Source organism: Metasolibacillus meyeri (assembly GCF_003049505.1).
Lineage (GTDB): Bacteria > Bacillota > Bacilli > Bacillales_A > Planococcaceae > Metasolibacillus > Metasolibacillus meyeri.
In genome coordinates this window covers 58334-79897 of sequence record NZ_PYWN01000061.1, presented here as the reverse complement: position 1 = coordinate 79897, position 21564 = coordinate 58334, and the positions used below count along the sequence as shown (strand labels likewise).

Here is a 21564-nt window from a genome sequence, read left to right as displayed (position 1 = left end):
GGATATATCTGCGGGTTCCCTATTATATCTGCGCTTTTTGGGATATATCTGCGGATTCCTATTATATCTGCGTTTCTCCATGATTTATCAACAAACAATTGGTTCAACTGCTAAAATATCCTCAAAATATTTTCGCATTTGGCTTTCTTCCTCATTCACAAGTAAATGAATATCACCATAATCATTGGATGTGCGGATTAAACGTCCCATGCCTTGTTGTAAGCGCAAGAGCATAAATGGTAGCTCAACCTCTGTAAATGCATCTTTCGCAAATGCACGTTTCGCATCGAATAATGGGTCATGTGGTGGGAATGGTAAATCGAAAATAATCACACGCGTTAATGCTTCCTCTGGTAAATCAAGCCCTTCCCATAAATGATACGAGCAAAATGTTTGTACAGTACCGTCTTGGAAATCGCGGACAATTGCCGAAAGCTCTCGATCCCCTTCAAAGGCAATCGTTAAACGCGCCATCATACCGAGCTTCGATTTAAATGTATTCATCGCTTGCTTTGATTTAAATAAAATTAATGTTTTCTTCCCATCGCGTAATAGCTCTTCTACTTTTGCGACTTTGTCATTTTGCGTAAGCTCATGCACGTAAATTTTCATGACATCCTCATAATCAAATGGCGATGGGACGCTAAATGATTGATATTTATCAATGCCTAAACTTGAAGCAATATAAGAAAAGTCTTTTTTCACGGATAATGTGGCAGATGAAAAGACAATTGGTGTTTTTTTAGAAAAGAGCGTTTCTTCTAACACTTCGGTAATTAAACGCGGCATAATTACAAGCGTTTCCTCACCATCTGTTTCCTCGAGCCAGTCTACCGCATCACCCTGCGCAACGAAAATACGTAAAGAGGCTACATAGTGCTCTAAAAATTCCTCAGCCATGTTCAGTTCATACTCTGGAATCATATAAAGCTCTGACTCAAAGACGAATTCCTCTAATAGCTGCTCTACATCTGCAATTAGGCGTTTGCCAAGCGCTAATAAACGTGCTGATTTGTCAATGCGTTTACGATCTTCCTCTGACTGGACTAAATCGTCACGTAGCTGGTCAAAAAACAGCTCATGATCATCCTGTAATCGCTCCATCGCATACAATGTGCGCTCACGAACACCATCGACCATTAAGCGCTCTAACAAAGTCACAATTGTGTTTGCTTGTACTTTATACGTCATCGCCTTCTGTGCCGCATACTCTAATAAATGCCCTTCATCTAGCACAATCATTGACACTTCAGGTAATAAAGGAAGCTGCCCTTCACGCTCGCGCGATTCCTTCGTTGCTAAATGCTCCATTAAAAAGTCTTGTGAGCAAATAATTAAATCGGTTGATTTACGATAATATGCTCTATGCAATGTTTGTCCACAGCGATTGCGCACATCACATACCGCACATTGCATCAACGCATTATAATTCACCATTTGCCATTCATCATCGCTCACCATTGGATAATCACTGCGCTCTCCATATGGCTGTAAGGCTATCATCGAGCCGTGTGCATAAACACCATCCGGCATGGAATCAGCGATGTCTTCAATCCAATCTGCCTCTAGCTGACGGTCTGCTTCCTCAAAGCGTTTAATACATAAATATTGGTCGCGCGATTTCGCCAAACGCACATCAATATTTAACCCTAAATGGTCGCGTAACTTATGCACATCGCCGCCCTCTTTTACCAACTGGTCAATCAATGTTTCATCGGCACAAGCAATTAGCGCAGGCCTTCCTGTATAACGGGCATAAGAAACAGCGGGTAATAAGTAAGCGATTGTCTTACCTGTACCAACACCAGCTTCGGCAAACAGCACATTTTTCTCCTTTAATGCTTGCTCAATTTGATATGCCATAAAAATTTGCTCATCTCGACATTCAAAGCCCTTTTCAGGCAACTCGTCGTATAAAACGTCCCCCATCCAATCGCCCAGTGAATCAAAGAAGGATTTCTCTTTTGATAATTCAAACGGTAATGATTGTCTCATCTGTATTTCTCCTCTATATGTAAGTGTGTAGACAACAAACGGGCTGCCCTAGAATCGCCATCTATTCTCAGCAGCCCTACATTTTAATCACGCTTTGATTTCTGACCCCAGAATTGGTAAAGGTCTGTACGAATAAAGCCATTGAATAGCTTGCGCTTTTTCGTTGCTTGACGACCGTAAAATTGTTCAAAATTCTCCATTGAAGATAGCATATAAACAGACCAAGTCGGATAATTTTTCATCACCTGTCCAAGCACTTTTACAACGCCTTCAATGGCTTCTTGATCGCCGATACGCTCACCATATGGTGGATTTGAAATAATCACGCCATCTGTTAATTGCGTCGTAAAATCTGCGGCCTGCATTTGCTTAAATGTTAGCAGTTCACCAAAGCCTGCCTCTAGCGCATTTTCTTGTGCAATGCTCACCATACGGTGGTCAATATCTGAGCCGATTATTTGTAATGGTTGGTCATAATTCGCAAGAGAATCTGCCTCATCACGCACTTCGTCCCAAATTTTCGCCTTCATCCAAGCCCATTCCTCTGAAATAAATTCACGGTTATAGCCTGGTGCAATATTTTGCCCAATCATCGCAGCTTCTAATGGAATCGTACCTGAACCACAAAACAAATCAACAAAAGGACGATTCGGATTCCATTTTGAAATTTTCACTAATGCCGCAGCTAATGTTTCCTTTAAAGGTGCTTCCCCTTGAACTTGACGGTAGCCACGCTTATGTAGCCCTGCCCCCGATGTATCAATCGTTATTGTCGCAACATCTTTTAAAATCGAAATTTCGATTTTGAATGTAGCACCTGATTCATCTAAAAAGCCTAAGCGCTTATAATGTGCTTTCATTTTCTCAACAATCGCTTTTTTGACAATTGCCTGGCAATCCGGCACGCTAAATAGCTTCGATTTTACTGATTTACCTGATACCGGAAATGCCGCATCAACAGATAAATAACGTCCCCAGTCCAGTGCTTTTGTTGCTTCAAATAACTGGTCAAATGTATGTGCTGGAAATTGACCTACGACAATTTTGACGCGGTCCGCTACACGTAGCCATAAATTACAGCGCGCAATCGCTGTTTCATCCCCTTCAAAATACACTTTCCCGTTATCAACGCGTGTTTCATATCCTAAATCCTGTACTTCCTGTGCAACGATTGCTTCTAAGCCCATTGCTGCTGTTGCCACTAATTGATATTTTGTCATACTTTACCCTTCCTCACTGTATGTGCTCCCAATAGGCTAAAAATTGTAGCAATTCACCTAATGGCATCGGCTTACCGTAATGGAAGCCTTGTGCGAAATCGCAGTCGATTTCTTGTAATAATTCCGCTTGCTGTGTACTTTCAACACCTTCTGCCACAACTTGCATATTTAAACGATGTGCCATGTGAATAATCGCATCAACTACCCCCTGTTTCTCCTCTGAGGAGCATATATGTTGCACAAAGCTGCGATCTATTTTTAACACATCAAATGGAAAACGGATTAAATAGCTTAATGAGGAATAGCCTGTGCCAAAATCATCTATCGATAGCGTAAAACCTAACTGCTTTAAGCGATTGAATTTACTTACGGCTTCCAAGGAATTCTCTAAAACTGTTCGCTCCGTCACTTCGATTTCAAAGTTATGCGCTGAGGCATTATTTTTTTCTAATATTTTTTGAATAGTTTCTAGGAAATTAGGTTGCTGGAAATGAATGCTCGATATATTTAAAGCGATTGGCACATTCGCATAGCCATTTGCTCGTAATACATGGAATGCATTACATGCCATTTCTATAATTATTTCACTTAGAGGAATTATTAAACCTGTTTCTTCTGCATATGGAATAAATTCAGCTGGTGATACGAAACCAAGCTTCTCATTTTTCCAGCGTACCAATGCTTCGACCCCAATTACCTGCTTTGTACTTAACGAAACTTTTGGCTGGAAATATAATTGAAAATCATCATTTTCTATCGCTTTACGTAATTCAGTATCCAACAATAACACACGCTTCGCATCAATTTCTAAATCATCTATAAAAAAGGCAAAATTTCCAGGACCTGTTTGTCTTGAAAAATACATAGCCTTGTCTGCACGATGCACTAATTCATCCGTTGTCGTTCCATCTAATGGATATAAGCTAATACCGATACTTGCGGAAACGAAAATTTCCTGTTCTTCTATTATAAAGGGCTGCTCCATTTCATATATAACTTGCTGAGCAAATTTTGCAGCTTCGCGTGGATGTACGATATTGGTCAATGTAATCGCAAACTCGTCATCCCCATAGCGCGCAAAAATATCTTTATTTTTTAATAGCTTTTGAATGCGTTTTGCTACTGCAATAAGCAGCTTATCCCCAACCTCATGTCCAAACACATCATTTATTTGTTTAAATCGGTCAATATCTAAAAAATAGATGGCATGTCGCATTGGTGTAGTCGTAGCAGCACTTGTTAAAAGCAGTGCTTTCATTCGCTCTAAATAAGCAAAGCGATTATTAATTTTCGTTAATAAATCGGTCAATGTTCGCTTTTTCAATTCACTTTCGACACTTTTACGCTCAGATAAATCTGTAAATATCCCACAATAATTCATTATACAATCATCTGCATCTTTCACAGCTAATATCGTTAACCACTCTGGATAAATATCTCCCGTTTTACGACGGTTCCAAATTTCTCCTTGCCATATGCCATCTGTATCAATTTTCGCCCACATTTTTTTATAAAATGCACTATCATGTAAACCAGATTGTAAAATGACAGGCTTATGCCCTATCACTTCTTGGCTTGAATAGCCTGTTACAAACTCAAAAGCAGGATTGACTGCCACTATTTGCTTTTGTTTGTTTGTAATCATAATGCCTTCCTCTACATTTTCAAAAATGACTTTTATTATGCTAGTTTCATAAGCAGAAGAGTGTGCAATATTTCTATCATTTTGAGTAAAGTCTTTACTACTCATTTTTATTCCACCCTTAAATATTAATATCAAAGAAAAGGAGCCGTCCAACAGAAAATTGTGACAGCTCCATCTGCATCGAAAGGTACAGCTATTAAACCAGATGCCTCATGATGTAGAATATTTGAAATGTTGTGCTGCATTATACATTACATACAATTTAAAGCAGCTAAAAGTTAAAAAATTGCATCAATACTATTCCGTAAGCCATGTTTTGTTCCTGCGTACTCAAACGGCTAAATGCCTCGTACATTCAGGTAGTAATCATCTATCTACAGGATTTCGCCTGTCCCTCCATCAGTTCATTTCCTTTTGGAGAGTGCCCCTACCATAATTTGGGTTTCTCACTCGCGGGGTTTACCTCGTTCCACCTTGCTTGTTTCCAAGCAAGCTCCGTCACTGTGGCACCTTCAGAAAGTTTCTACCATATCATAAAGACTTAGGTATTCCTTTCGCCGTCAAGCAAATGCTTGCCTTACCTTATTTTTTCAGTAAGCACGAACACTACGGTCATCTCAGAGCCGTGTGAGCATGGACTTTCCTCTACATCGCAAAAGATGCAGCGATTACTCGAATTTCTTGATGTCGAACTATATTATACTTGACACATAGCAGAATTGCAACTGTATCGTTTATTCAGATAATTTGCTACCGAAAACATGTTTTTCTAAATTGGATAAGCGCTTTAAAATATCAAAATTTGTATTGGTTGTCGTTGGTTGCGTAGGCGCTGGTCTACGCGTGCTATTTTCTAACTCCGCTTTTAAGCGCTCATTTTCAACACGTAGCTCATTTAGCTGCTTTTCAAACGCATCGTAGTCTTCCATAATTTGATCCAAAAATTGGTCAACTTGGTCAACGCTGTAGCCTTTCATGCTCTTTTTAAATTCTTTTTCTAAAATAATTTTTGAGTTTAGTTTAATCATTCGTAACGTCCGCTATAGAAAGCCATTCTATAGCGTTCTCCTTCCCACTATATTGCTTCTTTTTCATTGTAAAATTGCGCATTATTTCACCTTTTAAAGGGAGGTATCAGTTAACGTTTTAAAGTTAACTTCCACTAGCTCGCTCAAAAAATTTGGTCGCAATTAATTGATACAATCCTTAAAGCTATATTATAGCATATGAGGTGTCTTGTATACGAATATCATCGGCTATTGTTGCTTATTTTGAATACGTTCATAGCGTTTATTCCATTTTATGAAGTGCTTTTCTTTTTGCTCTACTGAAAAGTCACTTTGCTGGATGAGCTGAAGCCCTTTTTCCACATAAAAAAGTGCCATATCGTATTTTTTGATTTGGTGCTCATGCAGCATGGATAGCTGTTCATATGCTTGTATCTTTTGGCGCTGCGAGATACCTATTAAGGCCGCTTCAAAAGCGCTCACCGCGTCCTGATAACGCCCACTTCGCTTATGCTGAAACGCTAAATAAAAATGGGCTAATGCGGTTTCGCTCTGACGATAGCTTTCTGTCACATTTGTCAGCACATATTCACTTGCCGCTTGTTGCTTTAAATCTCCATACCATTTGCCAATATTCGTATAGGTTACAGCAGATTCCTGCTCGCTTGTAAAAAGCAACTTCGTTTGATGAATATATAATGTAATGAGTGAAAGCAAATCCCACTCATTATGCTGCAATACTTTCATTAAGACTTCAGCTTGCCCACTTTTCACCGCATCAAAATAAATGATTGGCGCCAAATGTCCTGGGATATCATCTTGCCTTTTAAAGCCGAGCTTTTCCTCCTCGACTTGTACGAGCTTCATCTTTTGTAAATCATTTTTCCATAAACGCTTTGAACTGTGCAATAAATCAATATGCTGTTGTTCCTTCAATGGAGGTACAGTTTGGCGATTTAATGTCCAGCGTGTTTCAAGCTGCGGCCAATCAAAGCTCTTGCCATTATAAGAAACGAGCGTCACACTTTGCTGCCAAAGCTTCGATGCAAATAACAAGGCTGCCTCGTTTGCTGGATCTGCTAACACATATTGTGTCAGTACAAATTCATCCTCCTCCTGCTCTAAAAAGCCGAGTAAAAAAATATACGTACCCGTCCCCTTTAAACCGGTTGTTTCCGTATCCCAAAAGAGTATGTGGTCATCTGTATGTAACGCATATGGATGTTCTACCTCAGCATTTCCCCATGCTTCAAGCGCTGTCGTTAATTCACCTAGCTGATAATGCCCATGCACATAATCACAAGGATAACGAACTTCACGCTTAAATAAAACACCGAAATCATTTTCCACAAGCGTTAAGCCTGCCTGCTGCCACGCTGCTGTGTAAAAGGGAGTTGCTGGTTTCACAAATTTCGGCTGCTGTGCGTGCTCCGCCGTTTTTTTCCCTAGCATTTTTTTCATTTGTAGTATTTTATTTTCGTAGGACATGTCAATCACCTCGTTTGTTCAAAATCGTTCCAACGAATAGAATATATACACGAATATAAATATATCTTTTTTCTATCTCTGCACATCACATCTTCTATGACTGAAAATGCTCGCTCAGCAATGCTATGGACCATTTGTAAGCCAATATTTTGTTTGACATTACGTCCCGTTGCTTATACATATTGAGGCTACATGCCTGAACATCCTATTGGGCTTTCAATTGTTAGGTATAAACTGCGCTATTTTCATGCGAATGGCTTCCAAATACTTTGGGGCATTCGTCATGTATTTATATCTACGCCAAGCCTCCCCTAGACAGGTATTGTAGCTCATTCTACCGATGTTTAACTGTTTCTCTAAAATATATCGCTTGCCGTATTTCTATAACTAATGGTAGATTTAAGGGGGTAAATAGAAGTTCTTTTCAATATCTAGGAACAACTCCTTTCGTTATTTCTTTTGTACGAGTGTACCATTAATAAGGAGGATTATTAATGAGAAAAAAAATTGTTATCGGGTTACTTGCAATATGTATTCTATGTATACTACTTATTATGAGTATGAAACAATCCAACCTTATTACATTAGAGGGATATGTTATCTCAAAACAAAATATAGACGATAATCGGATTTTACTAAGCACACAGTTACCAAATCAAAACCTTCACCAATTAGACTCGAATGATTTATCCAAAATAATGGAACAAAAAGGAACATATTGGGTTCCGCTTGACAAAAATATGTATGAAAAGATTGCATTAGGAGATCAACTAGTGATTAAGCATACAGGGTTACTTTTCACTTCATCTCCACCCATTATTGCTGAGGCAAAGTCTATTAAAATAAAAAAGTAGACTAACTCTCTACACGAATTACCTCGTTTAGAAAGGAAGATTTAAAGCGTTGAAGGTATTTTCCCTCAACGCTTTTTATCCCTTACGCTCAGCTGCCTCCCCTTTATTTACATTATTTCTGCTAATAAAGCTCTCATCACCTGCACAACTCGTTTTTTGCCATCATTCAAACTATCCTGTGCACCAATGCAGGATGGACAGCCGCCTTGACAGGGACAGCTTGTAACATGCTGAATTGTTCGCTCCAATAGAGGTAAAATTAAATCATATACCTTTTCACTTAAGCCAATGCCCCCTGGATAACTATCATAAATAAACAATGTGGGACGCTCATTATGCACCGCCTTTACTTGTGGTACAACAGATACATCGCTACGGTCACATTGAATAAAGAGCGGAATAAAGGAATGCATCGCGTAAGCAACACCATTCAAGGCATCTGTCATCATTTCCTCCGACCAATTCTCCGGTAAATCAAAGGAAAGCCATGTTGAGTTTGTATGCATTTCCATTGGTGGGATCGTGATAGGGCCCGAGCCGATGTTATCGTGTGTGCCAAAGCGAATCTTTTTGAAAATCGTCGGAATTGCCAAAATCCCAACATCCCCATAGCTAATTGTTGCTTTGCCCAATTCCGCTACTTTATCTTCCTCTAGCACCTTCAGCTCCACCGCTAAATTGGCATCTGTGAAGTAGTCGACATCAACCTCTGTGACATAGGCTTTTTTCTCCTCCCAATCAAGCTCCTCCACTTGAAATTGCGTGCCTTGATGAATATAAATCGCTTCCTCATGTAATAGCGTCATCGCACTATATGTGTCCATTTCACCAATTACGCGTGTTTTTGTCGGTGTTGTTTTATCAATAATGACGACATTTTCCTGTGCTGCTGAACGTAAGCTAATATCATGTGCAGGGAAGCGGTCACTCATCCAATGCCATTGTGTGGAGGTTTTGACGAGTACGCCCTCCTCCGCTAAATAAGCTAACAACTCTTGCACCGTAAATTCGCCATAAGTATCATCCATAGAAAATGGTAGCTCAAATGCCGCACATTTCAAATGGGACATTAAAATCAACATATTTTCGGGATTAATATTTGCTTGCTCAGGCTCGCTCCCTAATAAATAGGTCGGATGATTAACAACATATTGGTCGAGCGCAGTTGACTGTGCGACATAAATAATTAATGCCTCATCTTGCCTTCTACCCGCGCGCCCTGCTTGCTGCCATGCGCTTGCGATATTGCCAGGGTACCCTGTCATAATGCATGCTTGCAACTGCCCGATATCAACGCCAAGCTCCAGCGCATTTGTACTGACAACCATTTGAATGGAGCCATCACGCAAGCCCTTTTCAATTTGTCGACGCTCACTCGGTAAATAGCCGCCTCGGTAGCCTTGAATTGAATGGTCGGCAATTTTTTTCGCCGTCAACGACTTTAAATATGTCACAAGCATTTCCACACGTACCCTTGATTTTGCAAAAATAATTGTTTGAATACCTGCTTCGAATAGACGAGTTGACAAATCGCGTACTTCTAAGACAGAGCTTCTACGCACACCAAATGTTGGATGAATCATCGGTGGATTATAAAAAATAAATGTTTTCTTGCCAACAGGAGCGCCAGATTTTTCAATAAGGGCGTGCTTTGTATTCGTTAAATTTTCCGCTAACTCACGTGGATTGCGAATGGTCGCAGATGTACAAATAATAATGGGATTGCTTCCATAAAAAGCACAAATCCTTTGCAATCTACGTAACACATGCGCTACATGGCTCCCGAATACACCTTTATATGTATGTAGTTCATCAATGACAATATATTTCAAGTTTTCAAAAAGGGCTACCCATTTCGTATGATGCGGTAAAATACCTGAATGCAGCATATCTGGGTTTGTCATAACAATATGCCCTGCTTTACGAATTTTTTGTCGAATGCCTGGCGCTGTATCACCATCATACGTATAGCTTAAAATGTCCTCATCCATTAACTCAATAAGCTCATTCAAATCTGATTTTTGATCTTGCGCCAATGCCTTTGTTGGAAATAAATAAATCGCGCGTGCTGATTTATTATGTAAAATCGTTTGCAAAACAGGGAGATGGTAGCAATACGATTTCCCTGAAGCAGTTGGCGTAATCGCAGTAAAAGACTGGCCTTGCATAGCCAAATCAAACGCTTCACGCTGATGTGTATAAAGCTGTTCGATGCCTCTAGCATTTAGCGCTTTTTTAATGGAAGGATGCAGCTTGTCAGGAAAATCGGCATAGCGTGCAGGCTGTGCCTCTAGCGTATGCCAATGTTGAATATTTTGCTTAAGCTCCTCATCATAGCGCCATTGTTGCAAGAGCTCAGAAATCGTCTTCTTTTTGCTGTACATTCGCTTCCCCCTCCTGCAAATAGCGCAGTAATGTTGATAATGTATAATGCACAGAATGAACCGATTGCAAAAATCGTTTTTTGCTCGTTTCCTTATAAAAAGATTGCACTGTAAACTGCTCCATCGCATCAACGACTTGATCAATTTGCTGGTTATGCATATATTTCGGCTGATAGCTTATGCGCCATTCCTTTGCAAGCCTCTGCCATAGTAATAACTGCTCATGTATTAAATCAGCATGCGGTTTTACTTCTAAAAAAAAGTCCGGTTGTAAATCAAATTCACGCATGTGAAAGAAGCGATTTTTCGCTTCCTCACATTGCGTTATTAAATAGGATGTTAGTTCGATTAATTGCATTGTACACCTCAAGTTTTACTTTATTACTCATAGTGTACCAAATCTCTGGACTACTTTCATTTTTAAAAATAAAGTAACACCGCTAATCCTAAGATTTCCAGCATATCAAGAGAATCATTTTTCTAAAAGGCTTGTTCTTCAAACGAAAGGAGATTGAAAAGCGGCACACTAGCCTACTTTTCAGTCGCCCCACCCATGGGAACGTGTATTCTTTACTTGTATTCGTTTTTCTGCTAAGCTTACTTTTTGATAGGCTACTGTGATTTTTTGTGAAAATTGAAGAGTGAGCATTGCACGTTGCTGCTCTAATGTGGCATCTAACAATTGGGTTACCTGTTCAACACTAGCAATAAGCGATTGAAGTCTTTTCATCATCCGCCTCCTTTTATTGGTCTTTACTAATTTTCAAGAGAGGCTTAAAAAATCCTTGTCAATCGCAAAACTAGACAGTAAAAGATAAAAATTGTGCAAAAGGCGTATTTCGAAAGGATGAAAATGATGATTCGCTATCCAAATGGGAAGCCTTATAACAAGGAGATAGAGCAAGTACAAAAGCCGAAAAAGCAACAAGCAATAAAAGATAACAATTTCAGCAATCGGGGAAAAACATTAGAAGATGATTTAAATGAAACCAATACCTATTATTTACAACGACAAATTGCTACTATTCATAAGAAACCTGTTCCAATTCAAATCGTCAAAGTAGAGTACCCATCAAGAAGTGCTGCTGTTATTCGAGAGGCATATTTCCGCACGCCTTCTACAACAGATTACAACGGTGTATGGAATGGCTACTATTTAGATTTCGAAGCAAAGGAAACCGAAAGTAAAACTTCCTTTCCTTTAAAAAATATTCATGCACACCAAGTAGAGCATATGAAAAATGTTATACAGCAAAAAGGAATCGCCTTTTTCATTATTCGTTTTTCATCATTAGATCGCTATTTTATTACGCCTTTTTCTATTGTGGAAAATGCATGGCAGCAAATGGTGCGCGGTGGACGCAAATCGATACCACTCCAACAATTTGAAGCAGGTGCAATCGAAATGAAAGCGAGCTATCAGCCGCGCATTGACTATTTACAGGCAGTACAGCAATTTATAAGTGAGGAGATAGAACGTGACTGAACGTAAACTTACACGCGAAGATATAAAGAAACAGCGTCAACAAAAACAGAAAAAAAAGAAATCACCATTTAAACTTTGGTTAAAACGCATCGTTTTAACAATTGTTTTTATCGGTGTATTAGGCTTCTTAGGTGGTGCTGGGCTATTTGCCTATTATGTAAGCTCTGCACCAGAATTAGATGAGGAATTATTAAAATTTCCTGTTTCATCCGAGTTTTATGATGTTAATGGTGAATTATTCGCGACGATTGGGCAAGAGAGTCGGAAATATGTAAAATTTGAGGATATTCCAGATGACATGGTTGCAGCCATTTTAGCGACAGAGGATGTGCGCTTCTTTGACCATTTCGGTATGGATTTATGGCGACTTGGAGGATCAGTCATCGCAAACTTTAGGGATGGTTTTGGCTCACAGGGCGCGAGTACCATTACACAACAAGTTGTGAAAAACTCTTTTTTATCCAACGATAAAAAATTAAAGCGTAAAGCACAGGAAGCTTGGCTTGCCATTCAATTAGAGCGCCAATACTCTAAGGAAGAAATTTTTGAGATGTACTTCAATAAAATTTTAATGTCTGGTCGTATTTACGGCTTCGGGCAAGCATCTGAATATTTTTATGGTAAACCATTGAATGAATTAGAATTAGACCAAATGGCAACGCTCGCAGGAATGCCACAAAGTCCAAATCCTTATAATCCATTTAAATATCCAGATCGTGCCGAAAAACGACGAAATGTTGTACTTGGCTTAATGGTACAGCATAAAAAAATCACCCAAGCCCAAGCAGATGAAGCGAAAAAACTAAAAGTGGCTGACCGTGTATTACCTGAGGATGAGCGCAAACCTGCAACGATCACTAACTACCCTGCCTTCCTGGATGTAGTGCTATCGGAGTTAGAATCTAATGGGGATAAGGATGCATTAGCGGAAGGGGTTAAAGTGTACACGACTCTTGATCCAAATGCGCAAAAAACAGTTGAATCCATCATGAATAATGATGCCAACTTTATGACGGAAAAAATTCAATCAGGCGTTGCGGTTATTGATACGCGAACAGGTGAAATCCGCGCAATCGGTGGCGGGCGCAATTACGGCATTGAGGTTAGCTTTGGCTATAACTACGCTTATGATTTAGTCACGCGCGCACCAGGCTCAACAATGAAGCCTTTAATCGACTATGCTCCTGCTATTGAATATTTAAAATGGTCAACGGGTGAAACATTAGTTGATGAACCGATGAAATATACAGGCACAAACCAAACGATTACAAACTGGGATAATAAATACGCAGGAACAATGACAGCACGTCAAGCACTTTACACATCACGCAACATTCCTGCTGTGAAAACATTGCAAGCAGTTGGGACAGATAAAGCGAAAAACTTTGTCTCACGTCTAGGAATTGACGTAGATTATGTGGTGGAATCCGATGCAATCGGTGGTGGACGCATCAATATTTCACCGATTCAAATGGCGGGTGCTTATGCAGCATTTGGTAACAACGGTGTATATACGACGCCACATTCCATTACGAAAATTGTGTATCGAGATGGCTCTACATCAACTGACTATAAACCCAAAGAAATTATTGCGATGAGCGATTACACAGCCTATATGGTGACAGATATGCTACGCGATGTTGTCGGAAACAAGCCAAATGCATCGGGAACTGCCGCAAATGTACCAGGTCTTGATATTGCTGGGAAAACAGGAACAACAAACTACTCGGCTGACGAGTTTTCTAAATATAATTTCCCAAGCTTGGCTGTTCCTGATTCATGGTTTGCTGGTTATACAACGAATTACTCCATTGCAGTTTGGAGTGGTTATGAGCAGCGTTCTGACGCGATTACAACATGGGATGAGCGCCGCTTGCCACAAACTTTATTTAAATCGATTATGTCACAGCTGTCGTCATCAATTGAAACGCCTCGCTTTACACAACCAAGCTCGGTTGTATCAGCGACGGTTGAAGTCGGTACTTCACCATTAAAGTTGGCAAGTGAATTTACACCTGACAATTTACGTATGACAGAGCTATTCGTTAAAGGAACAGAGCCACAGGAAGTATCTGATACATTTGAACAAATTGAATTAGATGCACCATTTAATTTACAGGCTATCTATAATGATTTAGCAAATGTGGTTGATTTAACTTGGGAACATCAAGCACCAGGTGCATCGGAAGAAGATTTCGATCCGAATGCGGTACCTATTTCCTTTGAGGTAACGATGTCCATTGATGGTGCAGCACCAACTACTATTTCGGTATCTGGCGCAAATTATGCCACGATTCCAGCAATTGAAATCGGTCATGACTATGTATTTACAGTCACAGCTATTTCAGATGATATACGCAGCGAACCCGCTTCCGTTTCACTTTCTATTGAAGGCTTACCAGAGGTCCCTGATGAAGAGGACTGGGACAATATTGAACCAGAAGAACCAACAGAACCAATTGAACCAGAAGAACCTACGGAGCCTGATACTGGTACAGAGGACAATAATAACGGGCAAGTAACACCTCCAACCGAACCTGAGGAGGAAGATGGGGATACGGGCGAGGAATGATTTAACACCCTTCTCCGCAATATAGTAAAAAGTCGATTTATACCAAATCTCTTGGTATAAAATCGGCTTTTTTGTATTTAGTCTAGATGCACCTAATGGACAGCAAACAGGTTTATGTAACTAGCATTTTTGATTTGTATGCAAGAAACATTACATCATCTTTCGCATTTCTGAAATTGAAACAGGAAAATTTCGTATGATGAAATGTCTTTAATATGAAAGAAATGATGAATAGAATTAATTTGCTTAGGAGTTACAAACCTCGATAACTCACTCGCATTTTATTAAAATTTACGTTTTCAAACTACTACAAATAAAAATACTCCCTTTATTTCCTTTAACAATCGAGCAACTAACCTAGAATTCTATTTAGAAAATGTTAAAAACCATATGGAAAGCAAAGCTCACTTTCCATACGGCTCCTATAACACTTTCCAATAACTATTAAATACTTCTCCAAACGCTTCATCCAACTGGATTCCCTTTTGTTTGAAAGCACCAATTACCGCGCCACCAATTGGCTCTAAATTAGCTTTTTTAAATTCAAATTTAATCGACTCATTGCTTGCTAACTGCTGCAAGTTTTCTTTGAAATAATCTATATTACCGAAAACCCCACCGGCGAGTACTACTTGTATAGCTTGCTTGCTCCAAGCCATTTTATGAAAACATACTTTGATTGCCTTATAAAAATCCACACAAGCCTCATCCATAATGCCCGTTGCCACTGCATCTCCACTTTCAGCAGCATACATCACATATTTACTCAGCGGTGCAATATTTGTACGTGGGTGCTCGTCATTATATATACATGCAATTAATTGCTCGACGCTTTCTACATGAAAATGTTTTAGTATAGGCCCTGTCAAAGATGTATTTTGCATTCGTCCATCATAGCTTTGGAAAACAGCTTCTAATGCTTTCATTCCTATGTAATAGCCGCTTCCTTTATCATCAAATAAATAACCCCAGCCACCGATTCGATGCAACACTTTGTTTTCATCATAGCCTATTGTAATAGCACCTGTGCCGGCAATTTGTACAATGCCAGGTTGCCCAAATGTGCCTGCATATAAAGCGGCTAACCCATCATTTTCGATTGCCATTAGCGCTGTTGGCTGAACGTATTGACGAATGATTTTCTCTACAATAGGTTCGGCATGTAGCTCCTTCACACCAGCCATTCCAACAAAGCAACTACATATTTTTTCAAATATTTGTTCATTTTGTTGCCGCAATTGTTGCATTAACTCGTGCAATGTCATCTCAAAAAATTGTGCATTCATCGCTGTTGGATTACTGCGTGTCGTCATAACCTTTGCATAAATTCTCCCTGTTGCATCACAAATCACAGCAGAAGTTTTTGTACCGCCACCATCGATTGCTAAAATATACATCTATGTACTTCCCCCTTCATACGAAAAGAGGCTGTCCAGAAAGTTCAAATCAATGCTAAACAGCCAAAAATCAAATTTTATTTTACACTTTAGCGAGGAGACTATTGCCCCCTAAATAACTGAAAACTCTAAATATTTTATATTATAGCAAAAACAACGAGTGGCTGCCTTAAAAGTTGGCTAATAAGCAACTTTCAAGACAGCCCTCTATTTGGAATAGTTATTTTGTGAAGCCAAATGATGCCCAAGGCTGGATATGTTTTAATAAAAAGCGCTCTTCCTCTTTCACCCGTGCTACCACATTGCTTGAGCCTGCGTTTGGCATATTTTGCAAGACAATTTGTAGCTCGCCTTTATAGCGGACATCCAAATTATTATCGATTGTAATATCCCCTGATACTAAAGGCTCGGTATTATGTGCTGGGAAATCCTCTGTTTTATATTTTACGCGAGATTGCGTACTACGAATCACATAATCCGATACGTCTCCACGATTAAAGTGAGGCTCCTCCAATACAATTTTCTCTTCGAGGGCAGTCGTTTCAGATAAAAATTCTACTTGTAATTCTAACTTGTAGCGATTTAGCTGACCCAATGCGCGTAGCTCTTCTTCTGACGCATACATATTACCAATGATACAATCATCAATAAGACCTGTGCTCCACATATCTTTCGCTTGTACGGTAATTGGCAAAAATCTATGCTCCTCTAGGGTTGGTAGCCCATATTCAGTTTGCTCCCACGGTCCAAATTTACCGTGCTGTGATGAAATCATCGCAGCTGTGCGAATATGATTGTCTTTAAATTGCTGGGATGTCTTTAAAAAATGCTGACGCGATAAGCCTGTATACTGTCTAGGATAAAAGTTATGGCAGCCGATAATATTTGCTTTATTTGGTTGATAGGACAAAATATTATCGACATATTTTGTGCCATTGCTCATATTTAACTCTACTTTTAAATTGCTAGCATCTAGCGACATAAACGCTTCCTCTTGACCTGAAAAGCCCATGTCTAAGCGCAGTGCCGCCAAATGATACTGCTCTTTTAAATATCCGATATCTCGGTACGTTAAGTTTAACTCCTCAAAAACATTTGGTGCAATATCGGCTGAAATATCGAAGCCTAAGCCTTTCGCAAAAGCGTTAATTTGCTTTAGCTTTTCACGTTCCTGCTCATTGTTTAAAGACATTAAACATGTAAAGATGCGGTCAAAGCCGTTATCATGAGCTAACTGCACATATTGCTTCATTTCTTCCAAACTACTATGTCCCGGATAAAGTGAAATACCTAGCCTTCTCAAATTTCATACCTCCGTGTGCTTAAAGCGGATGTATATAACACCCGCTACTTTTTATTGTTGATTTTGTTTCGCTGCCGCGCGGTTTGCTGCAAGTAAGAATGGCGTATAAATTAGAACCGCTACACCGATTAATACAACGCTCAAGATGGCACCTGAAAGCGACTGTGTTACTAACCAACCATTGATAATTGGCGGTGTTGTCCATGGTGCTGCTACTGTTGCTGCTGGTACCCACCCTGCTTTTGTTACGAAGTACGCGATGGATACGTTGACCATTGGCGTTAAAATGAATGGCACGAATAAAATTGGGTTTAAAACAATTGGTAGACCGAATATTAATGGTTCATTTATATTGAATAAGCCTGGCGCAGCCGATAATTTACCAACTGTGCTGTATTGTTTGTTTTTACGCGAAACAATGAAAATTGCGATAATTAATGCGATTGTTGTACCTGAACCACCCATATTCACGAATGCATCGAAGAATGGTTTGTTAATAATGTACGGTGCTACCTGACCTGCTTCAAGTGCTTCTACGTTTCTCGCAATTGCATCTAAGTTAATTGTTTGCATGAATGGGTCAATAATGTTTGCCCCATGAATACCAAATGTCCAAAAGAATGCTGGTACAAACGCTAAAATAAGCGCTGCTGTCCAAGAATTTGTTAAGCCCATGAACGGCTCTTGAACTAATGTATAGAATTGCCCAATAACATCTGGTGCGTCAAATAATACTGAAATTAATGTGCGGATTAATGCTAAAAGACCAATTGTAATAATCGCTGGGAATAATGATGCGAACGATTTCGCTACTGCATCAGGTACACCTGCTGGCATTTTGACTAATAATCTAGGATTGCCCGATAAACGAGTAAACATTTCTGCGGATACAAGACTTAAAATAATAGCTAAAAAGATACCGCCTGTTCCTGTCGTTAAACCAGTTAAACCTCCGTCGCCATAAGTTGCGAATGTCATATAACTCGCAAGACCAATCACCCCTCCTGCTAACGCATCTTTACCGTAGCTTTTCGACAAACTGTAGGCGATTGTAAACGAAATTAATAGCGATACAATGGCGAATGTAGCACCCCATACATTACCACCCCACTGTGTCCAAATACCTTCACCGAAAATTGAATTCATGAAGTTTTTGTATGCCTTGATCGGTAAGTTATTGATTAAAACAGCTAATGACCCAGCAATTATCAGTGGCATAATAACAATGAAACCATCACGAATTGCGACTAAGTGACGTTGATTCCCGACTCTTGATGCGACAGGAACAAATTTCTCCTCTAAAAACTTGAACATGTAATACACTCCCCTTTGTGTTTTTGTAGTGAATGACGCCCCGAAAGGCTTTATCTTAATTCAAATGGATGCTTGCACATCCACTTGAATAAAAACCATCGTCTTACTTCCCCTTTATTTGCTCATGAACTTCTACTAATTCTTGTGCTAGATCACGGAATGTAATCGCATTCATTAAATGGTCTTGTGCATGAATTAACAGTAATGAAACTTCTACTTTTTGACCTTGTGCTTCTTGTTGTAATAAAGCTGTTTGGGCATGATGCGCTTCGATAATTGCTTCATGTGCTAGCTTCATTTTGTCTTGTGCTGCTTGAAAATTTCCTGCTTTCGCAAATTGAATGGCTTCCATACATTCGCTTTTGGCATTTCCACTATGCATAATTAGCCCCATAATGGATTGTAATAACGCTTCTTGTTCCATATTTGACACCTCTTATTTCATTAAGCCTAGCGCATGTTTTAAAACATTTGCGCCATTCATCATGCCGTAATCTGTCATATTAATCACATCGATTGGCAAATTTTTCTCTTTGTATTTCGCCTCAAATGAGCCTTTTAAGTAGCGAACTTGTGGCCCTAGTAACAGCACATCTACCGATTTTTCTGCTAATACTTTATCAACTTCCCCTTCAGGAATTGCGAAAATATCAGCTTCTAAATTTTGTTCCTCTGCCGCTTGCTTCATTTTTGATACAAGTAAACTCGTACTCATACCTGCTACACAAACTAACATAATGTTTTTCATAAAAGCACTCCCCTTATTATTCGTTATTTCAGTTTTGAAATCGTTTTCTTAAAATGAGAATATCATTGGTTGGTATATACCACAATACCCTTTTTTCAATTTTATTTCTTTTCGAAATAAAGAAAACATACTGGACTATATGAAATCTACACTAGTAATCTAGCATCTGATATGCTGGTATAGTCCAGAAAAAATTTTAAAAATTTTTTCTATTCCTAGCTTTCTTATTTAAAAATATTCATAAAATTCAGGTTTTCCCATTTGTAGCGCCTGTTGCCAATTCTCAATTACTTCCTGTTTTAAAAATTGCTGTGCATACATCACTGCATCTTGAACAGATAAATAACCGACCATCATCGCTGAGAATAGATTGATAGGCAATGTAAGTACATTACTATTATCAATAGCACCTGTCTCTACAATCGCCACTTCCCCATCACAATTAATTTCAAATAACTGCTCATTCCATGTACAAAACTGGTCTTCAAGGCGTACATATAAAGGTTTTATAATTTTATTCCATTCGTATTGCTGCATAAATGCTTGTGCATCAACGATTCGCACCATCATATCCTGAACAACTTCACGCGTAAATTGTGGCTCTGCAAAATAATAGCCAAAACGACTATCGTTTGCTGTTACCCCTTTAATTTCAGTGATGCTTGCAGCATGTGCTGTAACATAACGCCACATCGCCTGCTCGGCCGATAAATCCTTTGTCACAAAATCATGAATTAAAAATGTCGTCCCTGCTATTTCATAGCGAAGATAAGCAGCTACCTCACCTTCATCATAATACAGCGCAAAATGACTATTTGGCTGTCTGCTCGCTAAGCGATTCCACCATGCATCGTCTCTCACCATGCTACCGCTTGTTACTAAAGCACTCGCATTATGAAAATCTTTCACTTGCTGAAACAGCTCTTCATCCAACCATTCAAAGCTTGTGCGCTTCACTGTATCCACCTTTTTTCCCAGTGCAGGAAATTTTTCTAGTGGAATTGTATAATTTAATTTCTCAAAAAATAGCTCCCAGCCAAAATAGCGGTAGAACGAGACCGAGAAAGGGGCTAAAACAGAAACTGTTTGCCCATTCGCTCGCATTTGTTTGAGTGATTCGATCATCAATTTTTTCGCAATGCCTTGCTGACGATATTCAGGGTAGGAGGCAACAAAGGCGATACCACCCATTTTATAATTTTGTCGATGAATCGTCATATTCAGTGGTAATACAAGCACTTGACCAACAACTTTATTACCATCATATGCCCCTAAAGTCGTACTATGCTGAACCCAGTGATGAAAATCTTTTCTACGTGCCTCATTGTATTTATTAGGGAAACAATAGTCTCTTAAACGATGAATTTGCCAATAATCTTTTTCCTCTACATGTTGAATGTGAATCACGTTTTCATCCCCTATCGTTTATCTTGAAATTTGGCTAATAAATTTATAGCGATCTGCTCGATAAACGCTACGTACAAGCTCAAATGGCGTACCGTTTGATAAATAACTAATTCGTTTAATAATAAGAACAGGTGCAGTTTGATTTATTTGTAAAAATTTACTGTCCTCTTTTGAAACAATGGCCGCCTCCATTTGCTGAATCGCATTGCCAATTTTTTGTTGGAAAGCGGTTTCAATTAATGAATACAAAGAGCCCGTTAACATGCTTGCGTCTAACTGAGGATATATTTTCACTGGAATATATGTTCTCTCAATTGCCATCGGTGTCCCGTCAGCATTGCGAATACGTATAACGAAAAATACTTCCTCACCTAGCTCTAACTGTAAGTCTCTTGCCACATCAACGGACGGAATAATCTTTTCAAAACGAACTACTTTACTACTCGGTACCATATTACGCGCACGCATATCTTCGGTAAAGCTTGTTAATCCTTGAAGCGGTTGCTCTAATTTTGGATTCGCTACAAACGTTCCTCTACCCTTTTCACGGTAAAGCATGCCATCGTTTACTAAGTTCGTAATGGATTGCCTTACGGTCATACGGCTGACATCAAATTGAACAGAAAGTTCTCGCTCAGATGGTATCGCATCACCAATTTTATATTCATTTGAAAGTATTCTTTGTTTAATAATTTCTTCAATTTGTATATAGATTGGTATATACGAATTTTTGTCTAACAATGT

General features: G+C 39.2%; 18 protein-coding genes and 1 other RNA gene. 3 read left to right on the top strand and 16 right to left on the bottom strand.

Annotated elements, in window-relative coordinates:
- Positions 1-87 precede the first annotated feature (87 nt).
- From C9J34_RS09980 to C9J34_RS09955, 6 genes are all read right to left on the bottom strand, one after another.
- Entirely contained in the window at positions 88-1995 is a 1908-nt protein-coding gene (locus tag C9J34_RS09980) for an ATP-dependent DNA helicase (protein ID WP_107839715.1), read from the bottom strand.
- An 83-nt stretch (positions 1996-2078) separates the two neighbouring features.
- A complete protein-coding gene (locus C9J34_RS09975; protein WP_107839714.1) occupies positions 2079-3215 on the bottom strand; it encodes a THUMP domain-containing class I SAM-dependent RNA methyltransferase in 1137 nt (378 codons plus the stop codon).
- Positions 3216-3228: 13 nt separating this feature from the next.
- Positions 3229-4965: a GGDEF domain-containing phosphodiesterase gene (locus C9J34_RS09970; RefSeq protein ID WP_107839713.1), complete on the bottom strand. Its 1737-nt coding sequence runs from the start codon at positions 4963-4965 to the stop codon at positions 3229-3231.
- Between the two features lie 195 nt (positions 4966-5160).
- Positions 5161-5540, bottom strand: an RNA gene (rnpB, locus tag C9J34_RS09965) — RNase P RNA component class B.
- A gap of 54 nt (positions 5541-5594) precedes the next feature.
- Positions 5595-5888: a cell division regulator GpsB gene (gpsB, locus tag C9J34_RS09960; protein WP_107839712.1), complete on the bottom strand. Its 294-nt coding sequence runs from the start codon at positions 5886-5888 to the stop codon at positions 5595-5597.
- Positions 5889-6116: 228 nt separating this feature from the next.
- Positions 6117-7355, bottom strand: coding sequence for a ribonuclease H-like domain-containing protein (locus C9J34_RS09955; protein WP_107839711.1), 1239 nt, complete (start codon positions 7353-7355; stop codon positions 6117-6119).
- Between the two features lie 494 nt (positions 7356-7849).
- Here C9J34_RS09955 and C9J34_RS09950 point away from each other — a divergent pair, with 494 nt between their 5' ends.
- Positions 7850-8209, top strand: a complete 360-nt coding sequence (locus tag C9J34_RS09950; RefSeq protein WP_107839710.1) for a DUF3221 domain-containing protein — start codon at positions 7850-7852, stop codon at positions 8207-8209.
- 107 nt (positions 8210-8316) lie between these two features.
- Here C9J34_RS09950 and C9J34_RS09945 read toward each other — a convergent pair whose 3' ends face one another.
- The 3 genes from C9J34_RS09945 to C9J34_RS09935 form a co-directional block, all read right to left on the bottom strand.
- Complete coding sequence (locus tag C9J34_RS09945) at positions 8317-10593, bottom strand: DEAD/DEAH box helicase (RefSeq protein WP_107839709.1); 2277 nt, start codon at positions 10591-10593, stop codon at positions 8317-8319.
- On the bottom strand, positions 10565-10951 hold the full coding sequence (locus tag C9J34_RS09940) for a YppE family protein (RefSeq protein ID WP_107839708.1): 387 nt from the start codon (positions 10949-10951) through the stop codon (positions 10565-10567). Before C9J34_RS09940 ends, C9J34_RS09945 begins: the two co-directional genes overlap by 29 nt.
- 180 nt (positions 10952-11131) lie before the next feature.
- The gene (locus tag C9J34_RS09935; RefSeq protein ID WP_107839707.1) at positions 11132-11323 is read right to left on the bottom strand and encodes a hypothetical protein; all 192 of its coding nucleotides are present in this window, start codon (positions 11321-11323) and stop codon (positions 11132-11134) included.
- Positions 11324-11446: 123 nt separating this feature from the next.
- On the opposite strand from C9J34_RS09935, the gene recU reads away from it, so the two are divergent.
- Positions 11447-12079 (top strand): Holliday junction resolvase RecU, encoded by a 633-nt coding sequence (gene recU / locus C9J34_RS09930; protein WP_107839719.1) that lies wholly within the window; start codon positions 11447-11449, stop codon positions 12077-12079.
- On the top strand, positions 12072-14651 hold the full coding sequence (locus C9J34_RS09925) for a transglycosylase domain-containing protein (RefSeq protein ID WP_107839706.1): 2580 nt from the start codon (positions 12072-12074) through the stop codon (positions 14649-14651). Before recU ends, C9J34_RS09925 begins: the two co-directional genes overlap by 8 nt.
- Positions 14652-15073: 422 nt before the next feature.
- Here the strand turns inward: C9J34_RS09925 and C9J34_RS09920 are convergent, their stop codons facing one another.
- The 7 genes from C9J34_RS09920 to C9J34_RS09890 form a co-directional block, all read right to left on the bottom strand.
- Positions 15074-16048, bottom strand: coding sequence for an N-acetylglucosamine kinase (locus C9J34_RS09920; RefSeq protein ID WP_107839705.1), 975 nt, complete (start codon positions 16046-16048; stop codon positions 15074-15076).
- Positions 16049-16268: 220 nt separating this feature from the next.
- Positions 16269-17351, bottom strand: coding sequence for a DUF871 domain-containing protein (locus C9J34_RS09915; protein ID WP_107839704.1), 1083 nt, complete (start codon positions 17349-17351; stop codon positions 16269-16271).
- A 51-nt stretch (positions 17352-17402) separates the two neighbouring features.
- Complete coding sequence (locus C9J34_RS09910) at positions 17403-18665, bottom strand: PTS sugar transporter subunit IIC (RefSeq protein WP_107839703.1); 1263 nt, start codon at positions 18663-18665, stop codon at positions 17403-17405.
- Positions 18666-18768: 103 nt separating this feature from the next.
- Positions 18769-19089, bottom strand: coding sequence for a PTS lactose/cellobiose transporter subunit IIA (locus C9J34_RS09905; RefSeq protein ID WP_107839702.1), 321 nt, complete (start codon positions 19087-19089; stop codon positions 18769-18771).
- A gap of 12 nt (positions 19090-19101) precedes the next feature.
- Positions 19102-19413 carry a PTS sugar transporter subunit IIB gene (locus C9J34_RS09900; RefSeq protein ID WP_107839701.1) on the bottom strand — a complete coding sequence of 104 codons (312 nt, stop codon included), beginning with the start codon at positions 19411-19413 and terminating at the stop codon, positions 19102-19104.
- A gap of 228 nt (positions 19414-19641) precedes the next feature.
- Positions 19642-20820, bottom strand: coding sequence for a GNAT family N-acetyltransferase (locus C9J34_RS09895; protein ID WP_238600617.1), 1179 nt, complete (start codon positions 20818-20820; stop codon positions 19642-19644).
- Positions 20821-20838: 18 nt separating this feature from the next.
- On the bottom strand, positions 20839-21561 hold the full coding sequence (locus tag C9J34_RS09890) for a GntR family transcriptional regulator (RefSeq protein ID WP_107839700.1): 723 nt from the start codon (positions 21559-21561) through the stop codon (positions 20839-20841).
- Between the last annotated feature and the right edge of the window lie 3 nt (positions 21562-21564).